The 17,669-nt window shown below is 56.9% G+C and carries 15 protein-coding genes; 5 read left to right on the top strand and 10 right to left on the bottom strand.

Annotated elements, in window-relative coordinates; all coding sequences use genetic code 11:
- Nucleotides 1-4 precede the first annotated feature (4 nt).
- From PGR6_RS14360 to PGR6_RS14380, 5 genes are all read left to right on the top strand, one after another.
- Nucleotides 5-1,243: a thiolase family protein gene (locus tag PGR6_RS14360; RefSeq protein WP_064617866.1), complete on the top strand. Its 1,239-nt coding sequence runs from the start codon at nucleotides 5-7 to the stop codon at nucleotides 1,241-1,243.
- A gap of 11 nt (nucleotides 1,244-1,254) precedes the next feature.
- Nucleotides 1,255-2,622, top strand: a complete 1,368-nt coding sequence (locus tag PGR6_RS14365; protein ID WP_019649723.1) for an NAD(P)/FAD-dependent oxidoreductase — start codon at nucleotides 1,255-1,257, stop codon at nucleotides 2,620-2,622.
- Between the two features lie 208 nt (nucleotides 2,623-2,830).
- A complete protein-coding gene (locus PGR6_RS14370; protein ID WP_064617868.1) occupies nucleotides 2,831-4,303 on the top strand; it encodes a flavin monoamine oxidase family protein in 1,473 nt (490 codons plus the stop codon).
- Between the two features lie 9 nt (nucleotides 4,304-4,312).
- Nucleotides 4,313-4,969: a c-type cytochrome gene (locus PGR6_RS14375; RefSeq protein WP_019578917.1), complete on the top strand. Its 657-nt coding sequence runs from the start codon at nucleotides 4,313-4,315 to the stop codon at nucleotides 4,967-4,969.
- Nucleotides 4,970-5,008: 39 nt separating this feature from the next.
- Nucleotides 5,009-5,671, top strand: a complete 663-nt coding sequence (locus PGR6_RS14380) for a hypothetical protein (RefSeq protein ID WP_064617870.1) — start codon at nucleotides 5,009-5,011, stop codon at nucleotides 5,669-5,671.
- Between the two features lie 90 nt (nucleotides 5,672-5,761).
- Here the strand turns inward: PGR6_RS14380 and PGR6_RS14385 are convergent, their stop codons facing one another.
- From PGR6_RS14385 to PGR6_RS30205, 10 genes are all read right to left on the bottom strand, one after another.
- Nucleotides 5,762-6,418 carry a c-type cytochrome gene (locus tag PGR6_RS14385; RefSeq protein ID WP_019578919.1) on the bottom strand — a complete coding sequence of 219 codons (657 nt, stop codon included), beginning with the start codon at nucleotides 6,416-6,418 and terminating at the stop codon, nucleotides 5,762-5,764.
- Nucleotides 6,418-7,905, bottom strand: coding sequence for a flavin monoamine oxidase family protein (locus tag PGR6_RS14390; RefSeq protein WP_064617872.1), 1,488 nt, complete (start codon nucleotides 7,903-7,905; stop codon nucleotides 6,418-6,420). The genes PGR6_RS14385 and PGR6_RS14390 overlap by 1 nt, the downstream gene beginning before the upstream one ends.
- 190 nt (nucleotides 7,906-8,095) lie before the next feature.
- Nucleotides 8,096-8,758 (bottom strand): TetR/AcrR family transcriptional regulator, encoded by a 663-nt coding sequence (locus PGR6_RS14395; RefSeq protein WP_019578921.1) that lies wholly within the window; start codon nucleotides 8,756-8,758, stop codon nucleotides 8,096-8,098.
- A gap of 90 nt (nucleotides 8,759-8,848) precedes the next feature.
- Nucleotides 8,849-9,265: a RidA family protein gene (locus tag PGR6_RS14400; RefSeq protein WP_064617874.1), complete on the bottom strand. Its 417-nt coding sequence runs from the start codon at nucleotides 9,263-9,265 to the stop codon at nucleotides 8,849-8,851.
- 13 nt (nucleotides 9,266-9,278) lie between these two features.
- Nucleotides 9,279-10,112, bottom strand: a complete 834-nt coding sequence (locus tag PGR6_RS14405; RefSeq protein ID WP_064617876.1) for a phytanoyl-CoA dioxygenase family protein — start codon at nucleotides 10,110-10,112, stop codon at nucleotides 9,279-9,281.
- 719 nt (nucleotides 10,113-10,831) lie between these two features.
- Complete coding sequence (locus tag PGR6_RS30200) at nucleotides 10,832-10,993, bottom strand: hypothetical protein (RefSeq protein WP_177343086.1); 162 nt, start codon at nucleotides 10,991-10,993, stop codon at nucleotides 10,832-10,834.
- A gap of 254 nt (nucleotides 10,994-11,247) precedes the next feature.
- On the bottom strand, nucleotides 11,248-14,031 hold the full coding sequence (locus tag PGR6_RS14410) for a hypothetical protein (protein WP_064617878.1): 2,784 nt from the start codon (nucleotides 14,029-14,031) through the stop codon (nucleotides 11,248-11,250).
- The gene (locus PGR6_RS14415; protein WP_064617880.1) at nucleotides 14,028-15,107 is read right to left on the bottom strand and encodes a hypothetical protein; all 1,080 of its coding nucleotides are present in this window, start codon (nucleotides 15,105-15,107) and stop codon (nucleotides 14,028-14,030) included. Before PGR6_RS14415 ends, PGR6_RS14410 begins: the two co-directional genes overlap by 4 nt.
- 1 nt (nucleotide 15,108) lies before the next feature.
- Nucleotides 15,109-16,128 (bottom strand): trypsin-like serine peptidase, encoded by a 1,020-nt coding sequence (locus tag PGR6_RS14420; RefSeq protein ID WP_064617882.1) that lies wholly within the window; start codon nucleotides 16,126-16,128, stop codon nucleotides 15,109-15,111.
- 125 nt (nucleotides 16,129-16,253) lie between these two features.
- The gene (locus tag PGR6_RS30205; RefSeq protein WP_177343087.1) at nucleotides 16,254-17,588 is read right to left on the bottom strand and encodes a hypothetical protein; all 1,335 of its coding nucleotides are present in this window, start codon (nucleotides 17,586-17,588) and stop codon (nucleotides 16,254-16,256) included.
- Nucleotides 17,589-17,669 lie beyond the last annotated feature (81 nt).

A 17,669-nucleotide genomic window follows, 5' to 3' on the forward strand; every position in this document is an offset into this window, starting at 1 on the left:
AGTGATGGAACCCATTTACATAGCCGGCATCGCCATGACCCAATTCGGACGTCATCTGGAGCGTAGCCTTCAGGATATGGCTCTGGAGGCGTTGCAGGGGGCTCTGGCAGACGCCCGCGCCCAACGCTCCGACATCGAGGCAGTGTTTTACGCCGGCATCACCAACGGCCATCTACAAGGCCAGCTCTCCATCCCGGGGCAGGTGATGTGCAGCAAGATCGGCATCGAAGGTGTGCCGGTCTACAACGTCGAAAACGCCTGTGCCTCGGGCAGTACCGCGGTTCATCTGGCGGTGCAGAGCTTGCGCTCGGGGGCTACCGATGTGGTGTTAGCGTTGGGCGCCGAGAAAATGAACGTGCCGGACAAGTCGCGGGCACTGGCACTGTTCGAAACCGGCTGGGATGTTTCCACCGCCGAGGAGAACTACGCCACGCTGGTAAAAATGGGGGAGGGCATCGTTGTTCCGCCAGGCTCGGAGTCTGATCGCCCGTACAGCAAGTTCATGGCCATTTATGCCGCCATGTGCCGTTGGCACATGAAGACCTACGGCACCACACAGCGGCAGATCGCGGCGGTGTGTGCCAAGAACCATCAACACTCGGTGCACAACCCTTATTCGCAATTTCGCAAGACCTTCACCATCGAAGAGGTACTGGAGGCGCCACCGATCACCTATCCGATCACGTTACCGATGTGCGCGCCGTTGTCCGACGGCGCGGCCGCCGCGATCATTTGCACCGAGGCGGGTCTGAAACGCATCGGGGCCGATCCGAAACGTTGTGTGCGAATCGCCGCCAGCGTGATCCGCAGTTTCACCTTGCGTGGACTGGATGAGCCGCACAAGCACGTCAGCCTGTTGGCTGCGCGCCAGGCCTACGAGATCGCCGGACTCGGCCCGCAGGACATGCATGTGGCCGAAGTACACGACGCTTCGGCAATGGGGGAAATCATCCAGTCGGAAAATCTCGGACTGGCGCCGCTGGGGGAGGGTGGAATTTGCGCCGAACGGGGCGATTTCACCCTGGGTGGCCGCATACCGATCAATACCTCCGGCGGCCTGGAGTCCAAAGGTCATCCGCTCGGCGCAACGGGGATCGGCCAATTGTACGAGTTGACCACTCAATTGCGCGGGGAAGCCGGGGCGCGCCAGGTACACGGCGCGCGGCATGCCATCCAGGAAAACGGCGGCGGTCTTCAAGGTGTTGAGGAAGCAGCGGTCGCTATTCACATCCTGAGTCGATAGGAGCGCATCACATGTCCATGACCTATCAAGCGCAAGAGCTGGAAAGCCACTTTGCCGGCGGGCATTTCCGCCGGTTGGGTGGCTGGGTCGAGAGTCCGGTTGATCTGCAGCCGGAGCTCGAAGGCGATGTCAGCGCGGATGTCATCGTGATCGGTGCCGGTTTTGCCGGGCTGTCTACCGCCCTGGAGCTTACGGCGCTGGGTGCGAAGGTAATCATCCTTGAACAGGAATTTGCCGGTTTCGGTGCCAGTGGTCGCAATGCCGGTTATCTGGGCGGAAGCATCGGCATTGAGTTCGAGCTGTTCTTGAAACGTGTCGGTCACGAAAAGGCGAAAAACATCGTCAGGTTCTACGACGAAGGTGTCGCCTACGTCGAAGGCCGATTGCGCGAACTGGGTATCGACTGCGACTACAACGCCTCGGGAATCATCAGGGCGGGCATCCATCCTTCCCAGGAGAAAAAGCTACGCAAGAGTATGGCAGTGGGTGACGAACTTGGCTCCCGTACCGAGTTTCTGGATCAGGCTCAAATGCGCGCACGGGGGATTCCACCGGCATTTCTGTTTGGCTGCCTGCAACGCCATGGCGGTACGCTGGACCCCGGCAAATACGTGATGGGACTGCGGCGGGCGGCGCTCCAGGCAGGCGTGAAACTGTATGAGAATACGAAGTTGGTGTCGTATTCCGATGGGCCGACGATCACCTGCCAAACCACGCACGGTCGTGCGACAGCCCCGAATTTGGTGTTGGCCACCAATGCCTATACGCCGCAAATCGGGCTTCTGCGCGACAAGATTGTTCCATTTCGGGTGTCGGCAGTCGAAACCGAGCCATTGTCTGCGCAGCAGTTGGCGTCATTGGGATGGGCAGGACGGGAAGGGTTGATGACACCGCACTGGACCATGGAAAGCCATCGTCTGACGGCGCGTAATACGTTGCTGCTGACCACCAAACGGCTCGGCTATGTCTACGGTTCCAAAACCCCGAACATTCCCGACGATGTTGCCTACCGCGAGCTGGAAAACACGCTGGGGGCACGTTTCCCGACTTTGCGCGGTATTGGTATTCAATCGTGCTGGAGCGGCTACGTCAGCATGGCCTACGACGCGTTGCCGGTGGTGGGCGAAACCGGAACCCACCACAACATTATCTACACCGCAGGCTGCTCCGGACACGGCATCGCCACCCAGTCGCTGATCGGGCATCTGCTGGCGGAAAGAATCGGCGGCATCGAGCATCCGTTGCTCGCTGCGCTGCGCCACAAAACCCCGAAAACATTGCCAGAGCCGCTGCAATGGTGCGCCGTGAATCTGGCGCTAGGGGTGGCAAACAGCCTCGACGAATACACCAACCGCAAGGTTGCACGCACTCATCGTTAATCGTTGAGGGCGCGTAGAACAACGCGTTAAAGGAAGACAACACGCTGATTTTCAGTGGTGGCACAGGCCTTGAAGTCATTGGCCGGGCAGGCGCTCGCCTGCAGAAAGACAAAATGGATTTTGTTTCTGCCACCGCTTTTTTTACTGCCGCACGGACGCTCTGTCATGAGCGTTCAATCCAACAATAACGTTATGTGAGGCATCGATTATGAACACTGACGCCCCTCCAGATTTAAAACGAAGACAATTGCTCAAACTGGCCGGTGCTACAGCGGCGGTGGGATCGATTGGTTTGAACATCGGCCTGGCCAATGCCGCCGATACGCTTTTGCAAGACAGCTCGGACAATGTTCTCGACGTGGTGATCATTGGTGCAGGCCTTGCCGGTCTGACGGCAGCCCGCGATCTGCATCTGGCGGGTTGCCAGTCGCTGTTGGTGCTCGAAGCGCGCGATCGTGTAGGCGGGCGCACCCTTAATCACGATCTGGGTTCAGGCTACATCTCCGAGGTCGGAGGCCAGTGGATAGGCCCGGGGCAAACGGCTGTAGCGGATCTCGCCCGAGAGCTTGAGGTGGGCACCTTTCCGAGTTTCTACGACGGTGAAACCATCATCCTCGGCGGTGACGGACGTGTCGCCGTTGATTTGAAAGGCACGTTCGGCACCGATGAAGCCGTTTCGGCAAAGCTCAGTGAACTGTCGCGGGACGTGCCGTGCGGTACACCGTGGAAGTCACCCAGGGCCGCCGAATTGGACAAGCTCTCGGCAGGTGAATGGCTGGCTCAACAGAACATAAAGCCTGAGGATCGGGCTGGGTGGAACGCCAGTTTCCTCCTGACCTGCGGTGTTACGCCGGCAAAGATGGGCTTTCTGCATTTTCTGTCGATGATCAACTCGGCCGGTTGCGAATATATGCGGCTCGACTCAATCAAGGACAGCGCGCAGGGCACACGGATCGTCGGTGGTTCGCAGATTCTCAGCAGCAAGATGGCGCAACTGTTGGGCGACAAAGTTCGCTTGTCCTGTCCAGTGCGAAAGATTACCGACTGGAATCGCGACATCGTCAGACTCCAAACGGATCAAGGCGAGATACGTGCCCGGCGGGTGATCATGGCGATTCATCCCGCACTCTGCCAACGCTTGCAGTTCGATCCACCGCTGCCCGAAGCCCGTGCAGCCTTGCAACGTGCCTGGCCGGCACACTCTCCGGCCCGCAAGACCGCGATGGTCTACCCGCGGCCTTTCTGGCGTGACAAAGGCTTGAACGGCCACATCATTCAGGTGGGGGGGCCGGTCATCTGGGCTTACGACAACTCACCGCCCAACGGTGAAATCGGAGTCATCAATGCATTCGTCATGAATGCGGCAGCACCTGCTGATCCTGAAGCCGCTAAACGTGTGCAGACCGAGATCTATGCGCGTGCCTTGGGGGACGAAGCGCTTAACCCCGTCTCCTACCACGATCATGACTGGGCGCATTTCGACCCATGGACGATCACTTGCGTGTCGCCGATTCCTCCAGGCTTCTGGTCGACTCATGGCGAGGCGCTGCGTCCACCCTGCGGCAATCTGTTCTGGTCGGGCACTGAAACTGCTGATATCTGGGCAGGCTACATGGATGGTGCCGTACGCGCCGGACACCACAGCGCCTTACAGGTGCTCAACGCCTTGCGTCGGGCATAGGAGGCGACAATGAAAAAAATCATAGCGTTTGGCGTCATCGCAGTCATTGCCGTGCTGTTGGCGATTTTCGGTCGTGACCTTCTCGATCTCTATCGCCTGCAGAGTTACATCACCACGTCCACTGAAGCGTACCAGACCGAACGTGGGAGCTGGCCGCATCTGACGGATGCCTGCACGGGTTGCCATGGCAGCAAGGGCAACTCGCTGAACTCGCCTTATCCGAGTCTGGCCGGACAGCCGGCCGCGTACCTGTCTGCGCAGTTGCACAACTTCGCCAGTGGGCAACGGGCTGCACCCAATATGGGGCCGTTGGCGATGACCCTCAGCCGCGATGATATTGATCTGCTGGCGAATTTCTATTCTCGGCAATCCGTCAGCGCGAATGTGGCTTTCAGCCCTGACGAAGGTCTGAAGGAAAAGGGCAAACAACTGGTGCAAACGAGAGGCTGTGCAGCCTGCCACGGTGGCCAGTTGATGGGGCACGACGCGTTTCCTCGCTTGGCCGCGCAAGGGCACGACTACCTTTTAGCGCAGCTCAACGCTTTTGCCACAGGTGAGCGCAATGAGTCCAGCGGCGCAATGAAAGCAATGGCGGCCGCGCTGTCAGCGGATGAGCGTAAGGCGATTGCCACCTACCTTGCCGCACTGGCTCCTCAACCCAAGTAAATCATCAAATTTTCTGTCAGATGTATCGAGGCTATCGTTATGGAACCGAGAAATATTGTGCTGTGCTTTGCCTGTTTCTTGCTGCTCGCGAATGGGCTGACCTTCGGCATCAAGTTTCTTAAAAAAAGAAACCTGCTACTGGCTCTCGAATGGTTTGTGGTCGCCTTTTCCGCGACAAACTTCCTGATATTTTTCCTCACCGGATCGGAGCATTCGTACCTCATTTCATACTTTTGTGATGCGTTCTCCAGAGCCTTCGGGATCCCGATCATTACGGTACTCGGGTTGATGGCGGTGACGCATACCTACAAGCCCTCAGTGCGCAAGGAACTCATGATGTTTGCCGGCGCCCTGGTGGGCACATTCGCTTTGATTTCCACCAAGGTTCTGATCACGCTCCAGCCGTATTTCTACGTGATGATGTGGGTGATGTTTTCGGTTTATCTGGTCTATTTCGCAGTGAGGCTCGCAAGCGCCGGAGAGTTCCTGCACGCGATCGGGGTGATATTTGGCATGCTCGCCTCACTGACCATTGCTTGCATTTATGACTTCTACAAAATCCCTGGGGACGACACTAACGTGCTGCTGAACTTCTATGTTCTTGCGCTGACTACTTGGGCTTATTTACTGGTGCACTTGTACTACGCGTATTGCGCCTTAGAGCGTTCGAAGAACTCAATGGCGCTTTTGCAGACACGCTGAGAGATATGTTTTTCAGGTATGCGAAGCCGCCATTCTGGCGGCTTTTGGCGTATGAAAGAGGAGGGCGGCGGGCATCCTTGCCCAGCGGGATCAGGGCACCAGATTCGCCAGATAGTGCGACAAGGCCTTGATATCCTCGTCGGACAACGCACCCGCCATAGCATTCATGGCTTGTGTCGGATCTTTGCGTTGGCCAACTTTGAAGGCTTTCAGTTGGTCCGTCAGATAAAGCTGCCCTTGTCCCGCGATGCGCGGAGCCAACGGGCCGCCAGACAATTTTTCGCCGTGACAGGCTGCACATCCATTGGCGACGACCACACGCTGACCTTGCTGTTGAAGAGCATCATCTTTCGTCGTGACTTCAGTCACGCCTGGTTTCTGTTCGGCGAAATAACTGGCCAGACGCTTGATCTGCTCATCTGTCAGATTCGCCGCCAGCGGACTCATCTGTGCACTGTGTCGGCGTCCTTCGGCAAACGCATGTAACTGGCTTTCGATGTACGCTGCGGACTGACCCGCAAGAGCGGCATACTGGGCGTCCCGCGGCTGGCCTCTTGCGCCATGACAGAGTGCGCAGGTGTCCTGCAATTGTGGCCACGCACCACCATCGGCCTGGTAATCAGCGTCATGCTGATCCACGGCATTCATAAAGCGGTATCCCGCCAACAGTTCTGGCCCATAGATCACTGTCGATCCCGCCAGCGCGGTTGTCACAGCGATTGCCCCAATCACGATAGTCCGCTTCATCAGACGTTCCTCCCCGGTTGAACCAACGCCTGTAGCGCTTCCATCGCCGCTCGATGGCCTGCGCGGATCGCGCCATCCATCGCCCCAGCCCAGATCTCCGCCGTTTCGGTGCCGGACCAGATCAGACGGCCAACGGCCGGGGTCAGGTATTCGCCCCATTGAGTCCAGAAACCGGGGGGCATTGGAGAAATGCAGCTCAGGGTCCATGGGTCGACTTTGCCCCAGTCCTGATCATGGAACTGGATCGGATGCAGGGCTTGCTCGCCCATAGCTTGGGCGTAGATCTCCGACAAGGTGTCCTGCGCCGCTTTGGGGTCATGGGGTAATTGCCCAGGCCTGATAAAGCCGCTCAGGACGCCCAGACTACCGTCCGCAGGGGAGTTGTCGTAGGCCCAGATCAGGGGGCCCTCCACTTGTACGATCTGCCCGTTAAGGCCTTGGTCTCGCCAGAACGGTCGCTCATAGACGTGTACGGTCTTGCGCATTGGCGCATGGGCCGGCCAACGTCGCTGCAGCTCGGCGCGCTCGGTTGGCAAAGGCGGATCGAAGATGATCTGATTGCACAGCGCCGGGCTCAAGGCGGCAATCACCTGCCGCGTGCGGATGATGCCCTGGTCGGTATGCAATTCGACGACATCACGATCCCAACCGACAATCTTGCGCACCGGACACGCCAGCCGGACTTTGTCACCCAGAGCCTGTGCCATCTTCAAGCTGAGGATCTGAGAACCACCGACCAGCCGTGATTCCTGCGCGCCACCTTTGATGCCTTCGAGCTTTTCGAGGCGGCAGTCGGAGGAGTTGATCATCGCCAGGTAATGCAGCAGGCCCATGCCGGCCGGCGCCGTACCAAAGGTCAGACTCACAGACATGTTGAATCCGATCTTGTCTACGTTGCTGATGCCTTGTTCGGCTAGCCATTGGCCAATCGAGAGTTTGTCGAGCTCAGCAGCGTCCTTGGCTTTCCAGGGCGCTTTACTGGGAACACCTTCGGCCAGCTTGTTCAGTTTGCCGACGATTTCAGTGTTGGAATTCGGGCCATCGCTGACATCCTCTTGGATCTTTTCGTCGCCCATCAGATAAACCGCCTTGCCCTTGTAATAAGTAGGGAAGGTTGCGACATCGAGCTGCCTTGCCAGATCCGCAATCGATGTTTGGCCAGGACCGATCCATTGGCCGCCGGCCTCAGAGATGACGCCGTTGCCCAAGTCATGGTTGTACGTGCGGCCACCGACGCGATCGCGGGCCTCAAGGACTACAAACGACTCGCAGCCGGCGGCCTGAAGATCCCTGGCTGATGTAAGCCCGGACAGCCCCGCGCCCATGATCACCACATCCAGTATCGAAGCGTCTGTCGCAGGTTCGGTTTGAGCCATGGCACGCCCACTGATGCCAAGTCCTCCGGCGAGGGCGGCGCCTCCGATCGCTTGCAATAACAATCGTCGCTGCCGTGATTGCGTCGACAGCTCATCGAGATCCGAATCCATCTTCACCTCCTTCTTCTATTTATAATTACAGATGTTATGTGAATATATGACGGAAGAGGCCTTCAGCAAAGTGAAATCGAGAGGATGGCGATAAAGAGTGGATTTGAGCGTAAGGAAGATGCAGATATGCTGGGTTCGCTCCCCGAATGAAGCGAACCTTGTTGATGGTATGAAGACAGGGTAGGGGGATTTATCGAGAGGGGCTGATCAGCGTGATGACGGCATCCATCAACGCCTTGCTGCGTTTGGGTTCAAATCGTTCCGGCTCGATCGGTAGCATCATCATCCAGCCGTCACTCAGTGCGCTGAGCTGGTCAGCGAGTAGATCGGCAGGAATGTCCTTGCGGATGATGCCTTGGGTTTGCCCCTTGGCCAGAATGGTCGCGAGATCCTCTCGGAATCGCGAGTAACGTTTCTGGATCACATCGGCAAACACTGGCTCGTGCCGGGCGTGGGCGAGCATTTGAAACAAGGCAAGCCAGCGGGCTGAGTCGTTGGCTTGAGTCAGGTTCAACCACTGCTCGATCATTGCCCTGACGTCGACTTTTTCTTGATCGGACTCCAGCAGATTGTCGAACTCGTCGAACAGACTCTGCGCGGCCGCAGTGATCATCTCTTCCTTGTTGGCGAAGTAGTAGGTCACGGCGCCAGTCGTGCAGCCAGCATGACTGGCGACTTTGCGCAGAGAGGTCCCGGCATAACCCTCCTGGGCAATCACCTCGATGGCAGCGGTCAACAGTTCTCCGCGTTTTTCCAGGCGATTGCCTACCGGGCGTCCTCGGCGTGGGGCGTGTGCGGAATCACTGTCAATGGGTTGCTGACGATCCGTGGAAGGCGCTTGGGCATCATGCATGAGAGAAAGTGATTCCGTTGGTTGAAGGCGTTGAGCCGACAGCGGCTGCGAACGCCATTTTGGCTTGGCATGTCGAGAACATGCAATCCTTCAGATTCGACCGCTATTAATCACAGCAACGGCTCGTACTTCCACTCGCAATCCGGGAAGTGCAAGTTGTGAAATACCGACAGCGGTCCACGCTGGATAGCGCTCGGGGAAGTACTCGTCCTTTACCTGCCCAAAGGCATGAACTTCACCCTGAAGATCCGTGTGGAAGGTCATCAACTCGACCACATCGGCCAGGCTTGCGCCTGCGGCCTCAAGGATGGTTCTCAAGGACTGAAACGCCAGATGGGATTGTGCCTGGATACCTTCGGCAGGAACCATGGACGCGTCGATACCGACCTGGCCGGACACCCAGATCATGTTCCCGACACGCGTCGCCTGGGAAAAATGGAAGGTGTCGTAGATGGCCTGGGTGTGGCTAGGATTGATCGATTGACGCTGCAGGTCTTGAGTACTCATGGCGTTACTCCTCTTATATTAATTGGCGGAACGTTGGGTGGCGGAAAGGATCTCCGGCTTTCAAGGTCGACAGCTCCTCACTGAACAGCACGCCCTGTTGCGGGTAACCGGCGGCGCTGTGCTCTGGCAGAGGTCGAAAGGTTGCGTCGTCTCCAAAGAAACGGAAGACGAAGGTATGGCGGTCCGGGAAGGCTGCATCCACCGGCGCACCGCCGTGTAGCGAACCAGGATGCAGCAGGACGATATCGCCGGGCTCGGTGGCCCACGAAATGATGTCGAACGCCTTGGGATTGTTCTGACGCAGAGCCTCAATGTCAGGCAGACGCGGCAAGGCATCGCCGCCATGCAGAGGTTGCGTCGGATCATTTGGGTCGCGAAACGTGGTGCCGTCGTAACGCGGCCCTATGTGTGAGCCTCGGACGATCTCCAAAGCGTTTTTCTTCGGGACCGATTCAAAACTGATCCAGGCATTGGCCCAGTGGTTTCCCGCCCACGGCAGGTAAGACGTGTCCTGATGCCAAAGTGTGCGAGATCCGCGCCCACCGGCCTTGAGAAATACTTCTTCGGCGAAATACCACACATTCTCCGAGCCCCAGAGCTGTGCAAACAGCTCGCCAAAGGGCAGGGAGGTCACCAGTTCTTCGAGACGGGCCTTGGCGACCGGATTCGCATTGTCGACGTGCGATTGTTGCTCAGTTCCGTCGAACATTCGGGTCGCATGAGGGCCATGATTCTCGACAGCCCAGTCGTAGGCTGCCCGGCACTTGGCCAATTGATCTTTGTTCAGAAAACCTTTGATCAGGACGGCCCCGTCTTCCAGGAACGCCTTTCGCACAGAGGGTTGCATGAGAGCTTTCTCCTCGAAAATGCCACTTGGCGATTTGGATGCTAGCAGTCACTCAGATTAAACACAACACCAGTTATGTTTAATCTATGACAGCCTATAATGTCTTCCCGCCGGGAGATTCCTAGAGCTAGGTAAAGGCGTGCGGGTAGCCATTGTATGGTTCATGGCAAGCTAGATCGTAGATAGCAGAGATGGGCCAAAATGAACGGGGGGCAGAGGCCTGCTTTCGGCAAATAGCGGTCGTTAGCGCCTTGCCCTGCTAGTGAAGCTCTCCGCAATGTCAGCCCCTTACTCGCTGATTCATACTTAAATAGGGTTTCAGAGCAATGCTTGGTGCATGGGTCGCTAGGAGCGTAATTTTCGACGGCGTCGCCAGACATTGGCCAATTCCTGTATGGCTGTCCTTGAAATCCGCGCACCAACCCATGCCGAAAGCCACAGATTTCACACAGCGTCGTGATTGCTGACATTCCTGGAAGCATTGTTCATGCAGACCGATTAGGTGCGACGGATGCGGCAAGATCAGTGCTAGACCTCTGAGATATCAAACGACTACTGGGCAGGCGATCTGCAAACAACTCCGGCAACGAAGAATTTCCGATCCCGGTATGAAAGCTGATGTGCATATTTAAATAATATTTTTTGGAGGATGCAGTGAGCAGAGTTCACTAAGGGGCTGATTGTTCGGCTGTTTCATATTTAGCTGCTTATACGCATATTTAAAAAATCTCGACAATTGGCCCCCACGTAAGAATACGCAGGGGGGATTTTTCCGGGAGTTCGTCTTTTGACTGCAAGTAACGCTGCATCGAGCCGCCGATCATTGTAAGCACCGCGTCGTTGATCGTCGCCCCGGGGGCCATGCCTTTGATTTGCTTCACGGTGGCGAGATCCAGCGTCACCGAGTCCCAGACACGTTGGGCTGAAACGCTCGCGTTGAATCGCGTACGTGGTACGTCGCCCTAGGATGACAACAATGTTTGAGCGAGCCGGCGCAGGCCGTGCGGGGCGAGCTTGGGAAGCACACGTCTCAGCGGCGCTGACCATGCGCGGCTTGCTCACCAGTGATCAAGGCGGCCTAGCAGGGTTGTTGTTCAACCGGCTATGCCAGATCGCAAGCGATGGAGCTGGAAACTCAAGGCGTCGCACATCCCACGGCACGCGCGATTGTCCAGTCAACCTCATCCCGCATCAGTTCGATCACGCGGTCCTGACCTTGGCTATAGACCTCCTTTGACAGGTAGCTTACAAAGTCCCTCAGCGATGCTGCTTGAAAGCCGAATTCGATAGCAACTTCGCCTAGCCGCGCAGGCCGCTCGGCCAAGCTGGGGAAGGCTTCGCCGCTACCAACCAAATCGGTGAATATGCGAAACAACGCTTCGGGGACGACCCGCTCGAAGTTCGGCTCGGATAGCTCAGCAACCATTTCCCTCGCCTCGACCGCTCGCCGGGAAATGTCTGGCAGAATGGCACCTGCGAGAGACAATGTTTCATCAATCAGTCTCGCACGAGTGCTACTGAAGGCTGCGAAATGCCGGATTTCATCTAGCTTGCGAGCAGTGCGCAACGCCCCGATCCGTGCTGCCACAGCTATATGAATTGATTCCGCATCAGTCATGGGCGCGGTATCGATGCCTGCCTGCCAGCTTTCAAAGGCCTCCGACAATCGGCCGAGACCTTCAAGCACACCACCTGCAATGTTCGACACCGCAGCCTGGACAGACGTCGGCGCATCGCCCGTAGCCGCAAGTTTCGCGGCACCTGCCAACAATTCGTCCAAGCTACCCTGGATGAGCAACGCTTCAGCATACAGGTCTGCAAAGCCGCCGCGCATGTGGTCGATGCCGAAGCTGGCGAGTGTCTTCATGGGGTCTGCACCGTCCGCCACAGCCTGAAGCTCGCGGCGCACGACCTCCCTCAGTTCGCGGTCCACAACGGGCCCGTCACCTGCGCCCTTTTTGGCACTCAGCGACGCGCTGCCAAGACGCCGCCGCACATAGATACGCGATTGTGGAGGCAACTCGTCGAGTGCACCGCGCAGCGACATGCCTGCTACATCGTCCCAACGAGCGTCGAGTTCGGCAGCGTCCTGTGCCAGCCGCAGGCGATGGTATAGCTCTTCCGTTCGTGAAATGGCATCGTCACTTTTTCCATAAAACTCGACTGCCGCCTCATTGATCTGTCTTGCAACCGTTTCACTAATCGTGGTGTCAAGATCGGGCAGCATCAGCGCTCGGACGTCGGCCCGATGCCAGAGCGCATTAGGGTCAGGGTCGGAGGGGGTCACCGAAAACAACTGGCCTTCTTTTCCAGCCTTGCGTATCAGTTGCTCCGCAACGTCTTTTGATTTGTCGATCTGGCATGGCCCAGCCAGTACGTGCGTGATCACGCCTGACGTAAGTCGCCGAACGAGCAAGCCAGGGCGCGCGACTTTGACGAGGTCCTTGTCACGGATACGTTTAAGCACTCGATCATACAAGTTTGCCTGAATGCGTTCCGGGTCATTGCGAAGGCTTTTCACCCAATGCTTAGGATCGAAAGCATCCTTGTCCTTTTCCATCAGTGAGACCGCTAGCCGAAGTGCCAGCGGCGAACGGCCTACCGTGGCTATCACGCGATGGAGGGCAGTCTCGTCGAGCGCGATACCTTGCCTTATCGCCTCGTTGGTTAGATAGGTCCTAGCCTCGCCGTCAGAAAATTGCTCAAGGTTGATTAGCAAATTGAGCCTATTAACTATCATTCTGTCAGCAGCGAAGCTTCTCGACACGCAGATCACGAACGGCAGTGCTCCCCCTTGCTGCATCTGCTTTGCGATATGGAAGATGCTGTAATTGGCTTCATCGTCCAAACCCAGTATTTGCTCCATGCTGTCGAAGATGAAGATTATCCGAGGAGGAGACTGATCAGACATACGGTTGAAAAGGCGAGCCAGCTCAGTGATCTGCTCGCCTCGCCCAAGATAGTTGCGGGTCGAGCGTGAATAGGAGTGCGATTCCAGTCCGTATTGTGAAGAGTTTGGCCCGTCGTTCAACAGTTTGTCGATCATCGCCGGCGGAAGCCACCGCCGTGCCTGTCGCATCAACTCGCCGGTAAGCGTGTCAAGGCTTGAAAAGTAGCCGTCGCGGTTTTGTAGATCCCGCCGATCAAAGTCGAAATGGAAAACCGCCGAAGGAAATTGACTTAATTTGGGCCCAAAGTATTTAACTGCCCGGCGCCACTGCCGCCCTAAAGGCGTTGGAGATGGGGTTGTTTCGCTATTGAGCAAATCAGAAACGAAACAGCTAACGAGCAGCGACTTGCCCATACCGCCAGGTGCTTCGATCGCGACGCCCGCAGCGTGGTCTCGCCAGAGTTTGTGCAGAGTTTCAAGATCTTTTTCACGCCCAACAAAGCGATGCAGGTCGGCCCCACCAAGAGCTAGCGTGAGGTCGAGTCGCTGGATCATGCTCTCCAACTTACCTTCAGTGACGTTTGGGCTCACGCCTGCGGCTACTGCGCAGCCGGTGGCCACACGTAAGGCAGACAACTGTTCGCGGTCATATATGTCGACGGAAAATTTTTCGCCATCGAGCATGGCGCGCAGCATTCGCTCGACAGCCGTGAGGGCAAATTCTGGCACGGCATTGAACGCTTTTCGGGCAGCTTTCACGCCAAAGCCTTCCAATGCGCGCAACCGTAGATCGCTTGGGATACGAAGTGCATCCGCACCGTCGCTGGTGAAGGCAGGTTTCGCAACGTCCTGGATCGCAATGGAAGTCAACAATGCGTCCTCACGCAATTTCGCGTCGGCTTCTCTGTGATTCGAATGCCATTGTGCGAGCAAGTCGCCAGAGCGGAAGCTCTCACGTACCGCTGCGGCCGCCCAAAGTTCGCGCGTAGGGTCTTGCGTATTGCTGATCGCTGCATCTAGGGTGCTCATGCTCCCACCTCGACCCGCAAATCGACTAGTTTGGCAAAAACCTCCCGACAAAGATCAGAGCCACTGTACTGTCGCGCGAGCGCTTGCGCGTTACCGATGCGCAGATCGAGTTCGGTCTGCTGAAGCGCCTTACGCCCCAAGTTGTTCAGTGCGATTGCCGCGTCGCGGATCTCGCTGTCGCTGAAAGGGGTGAGCAGCTCCTGCTGCGCCCTACGGCCCGGATCCACAGGCTCCGTGACTGCGTCTGGCCCGAGCAGGAAGATCACGCACTTGCCAAACATTCCCTCAAGCCTCTCTCGGCACAACAGCGATACGAATCTTTTCACCTCGGGCCTTAGATCCCGGTCAAGACTGTCGAAGACCAACCAATAGGGTTTGCTCCAATTGCCAGCAGCGCGAGCGAGACAGGCAGCGAGCTCCTCCGCGAAGCGCGCAGCCAAGGTGTCCGAGGTGGTACCGTCTGAAGTGGGCTTCTTGGCATCGGTGATCTTGAGATTGCGTACCAGCGCTTCAAACAGGACATCAAGCGTTTGATTGGCAAGTGTGGCGCTAACTAGGTCGAACTTGAGTGCCTCCGCTACGCCTGTATCTGCCACGTGCTTGATCAGATACCAGCTGTGGCTGCGACCCAATCCTCGTGCTCCGGCGACTTTGATGATGCTGACACCAGCCCCGGGCCCACCACCATAACTAATCGCGTCCTTTAGGTATTGACGCAGTGCACTGCGATTAACAATTGGCCTACCTTCCGCAAGCCGCGAATCTGACGGACATCCCATTCGCTTGAGCGCGTCCTGAGTCGCTTGAATCCGCACCACGGTCTCTTGCAAGATCGCGACCTCCGGACTTGCGCCTATCATGGGTATCAATCCCGCCAACAAATCCACAAGGCAGCTGCCATCACGCTTGATCCAGAAAAAAAAGTCGGCAACGATTGAGTCGATCGGCAGGGTGTCCGAACTGAAATCAGCAATGGATAAGTTGCTATAGTTCCTCAGCCAGTTGTTAAAGCCCCTTTGATCGAAGCACCGTAAAACGGCAAGCAGTGCCTTGCGTTCGTCCGGCAGTATTTCCATCTCACACCCCCACATTATTCGCGCGCGCATCGGCGAGAATTGCGCCCAACGGAATACCTTCGTTGTATGGCACTTTCGCAGGCCCGCCGCTCTGTCCGGCGTGGTGGATGCCGATCAGGCAGAGTGCGGCATCGAATACGGGCGCACCGGAAGAACCTGGTTCGGTATTTACGCTATGGCGAAAGCGAGTAGCGCCGAGGTTGAGCACAGATCCGAGGTCGATCTTCATCGGTTTGCCACCAGGATGCTGCAGTAGCAGCAGACCAGCATTCATCGCAATGGCCGAGGGGGCCGAAACGTCGATCCGACCACGCGGATCGCCGTCTGCCACGATAGGTTCTTTGGCCAGCTTCCGCTCGAGTTTGAGGATTGCATAGTCAAGTGCGCCGGAATCGGTGGCCATAGGCCCGTTAATCAGATCTTCCGACGCGTGGGGACTGAAGGCGAGCAGGGCGTTGGCCATCACGTCCAGCGCCGGAGTCGTATAGCCTGCACCGTTGCTTTTGTAGTCGAAGCGGCAAATTACCGGACCGGTCAATTTACCTTCGCTGCTAATCTTGGAGGCGATCACATGATGATTGGTTAATACCAAGTCCTCAGCGATCAGTGTTCCGGTGCCAAACCCGGCTCCTGTGTCGATCTGGCATACCGCCGCTTCAAGGGATGCTAGTTTACTTCGGAACGCATCGACGTCCTGATAAGGCGTGCCTGCTCGAATTAGTACTTCCAAGTCTGACAGTGCCGGTGTCACACCAAAGCCCACGGTGGCAGCTACCTGGCCGACCTCGACCACACTGGGGCGAGCATCTCGTACAGCCGCGATCAATTGCTCGGTAGTGAACCGAAGTTGGAAATAGTCAATGACTTCAATAACCTGGGTTTTCCAGGGCAAAAATGAGTTGGTAAATGTATTATATGGGAGGCCGAAACGCTGTAGCAGCAGTGACTGCATGTCAGTCTGGCTGAAACTTTCCTCAACGGCTCTTTTGAATACGCCCAGCATCGGGTGTTGAAGTCGCATGGCGCCTCCTAGATAGTAATATCTCCAGCGGCGACAAGTGCCTTCAACATCACTGCGGCACCGCATTGCTTAGAGATAGCGTTTTCGTCGTATACATGGTCTGCAACAAACTTGCCCTTGGTGTACTAGTTGGAAAAACTCCACAGGTAAGGGGAGTTGATCAAGTGTTTGTAGTACGAAAAACCATTGTAGCTTTCAAATCGATGTAGTGTGCGCGCCAGACTCCAATCGGGCTGATGCCCCATATTCTCGAATATGAGCGCATCCGTTGCACTTGCTTCCCAATCGTTAGGTGGATTCCAGACTTCTGGGCGACCGGCGGGATGCTGCACGGTACGGGCCGACAAGGGATCGCCATTGTGAAGGTGCGTTGCGAAATTGAACGTCCCTTCTAGTGCATGGACAATGCCGATGAACCACCAGGGCACGCCAGTGGATAGGGCTACCGGGGCATAGTGTGGCTTGTACTGCAATAGCTTTCTGCGGTGCCATTCGACTTGGGAGGCCCACTCCGGCCTGATGGACATGCCTGCATAAAGTGCTTCATAACGCTCCTTGAGATCTGCGAACTTGATGCTCTTGAAGGGGGGCAGCGGATGTGGGGGGGAGGGTTTTACTGCTGTGAGCGTTGGCACCGAAGCGACGGGCTTGCGTTGAGAGGCGAGATCCGCTCGGCTGAGTTCGTCATAGCGGCGCAGCAGTGCCGCAGAGCGCGCTGTAACGTCGGGGTCCCCGCTGTCCTGCAGCGCAGTCAACCGTTGGAGCAGCGGAGTCAAGGCAAGCAATGCCTGAGTGGCTGCATGGAGCTCAGCTATCGCCGCATCATAATCGATAGTGCCTGGAGCCACTTGTGACACTGTGAGGGGAGCAATTGTCGTTACCTCGTCCGATATTAACCAAGCGTTGGTCGAATCATAGAGGTCCTTCGTCGACATCACCGACACATGCATGTGGTGATTATGTGGGTTGGCGCCAGTATAGGGCCGCCACGCCCAAGGCGGTTGCCCACCTTTTGCCTCGGAGGCGCAGATTCGCCGATTCCAGATCATGTACTTGATCCGCGGATCGTGGCTGGTGCGCAGCATCTCTACGAGCTTGTTGCAGTCGCAGCCTTTGGCCGGATCATGGGTAAAGTCGCGCGCAGTAACTACGCCGACGCCTTCATCGGTGATCCAGGGATTGTGATCCGAACTGCGCGAGGCATGTGCGGCATCGCCGATGCCACCGTCGCTCGCCTTGCTGCGGCCGGGGGCCCATTCGTTGACTTGCTTTAAAAGCGTGTCGAGTGACCGCGCAACACGCCAACTGTTCACACCCGCCTCAAGCCCACCCAGTACAACGGGCGGCGACTCGGGGTCATTGTGCATATCGCCTTCGTTTTTGACTGAGTCGAGAGCCTTGGCCTTTTTGCTTTTCGGGATTTTCCCAACTCGATGCAGCTTGTCTCGATCTTTAGTCATTGCCACACCCGAATAGGTTGCTTTATTTCATGATGAGCGTTGCTTTAAGCGAAACCTAAATCAATACTCGAAAAGTATCGG

The organism is Pseudomonas sp. GR 6-02, from assembly GCF_001655615.1.
Classification (GTDB): Bacteria; Pseudomonadota; Gammaproteobacteria; order Pseudomonadales; family Pseudomonadaceae; genus Aquipseudomonas.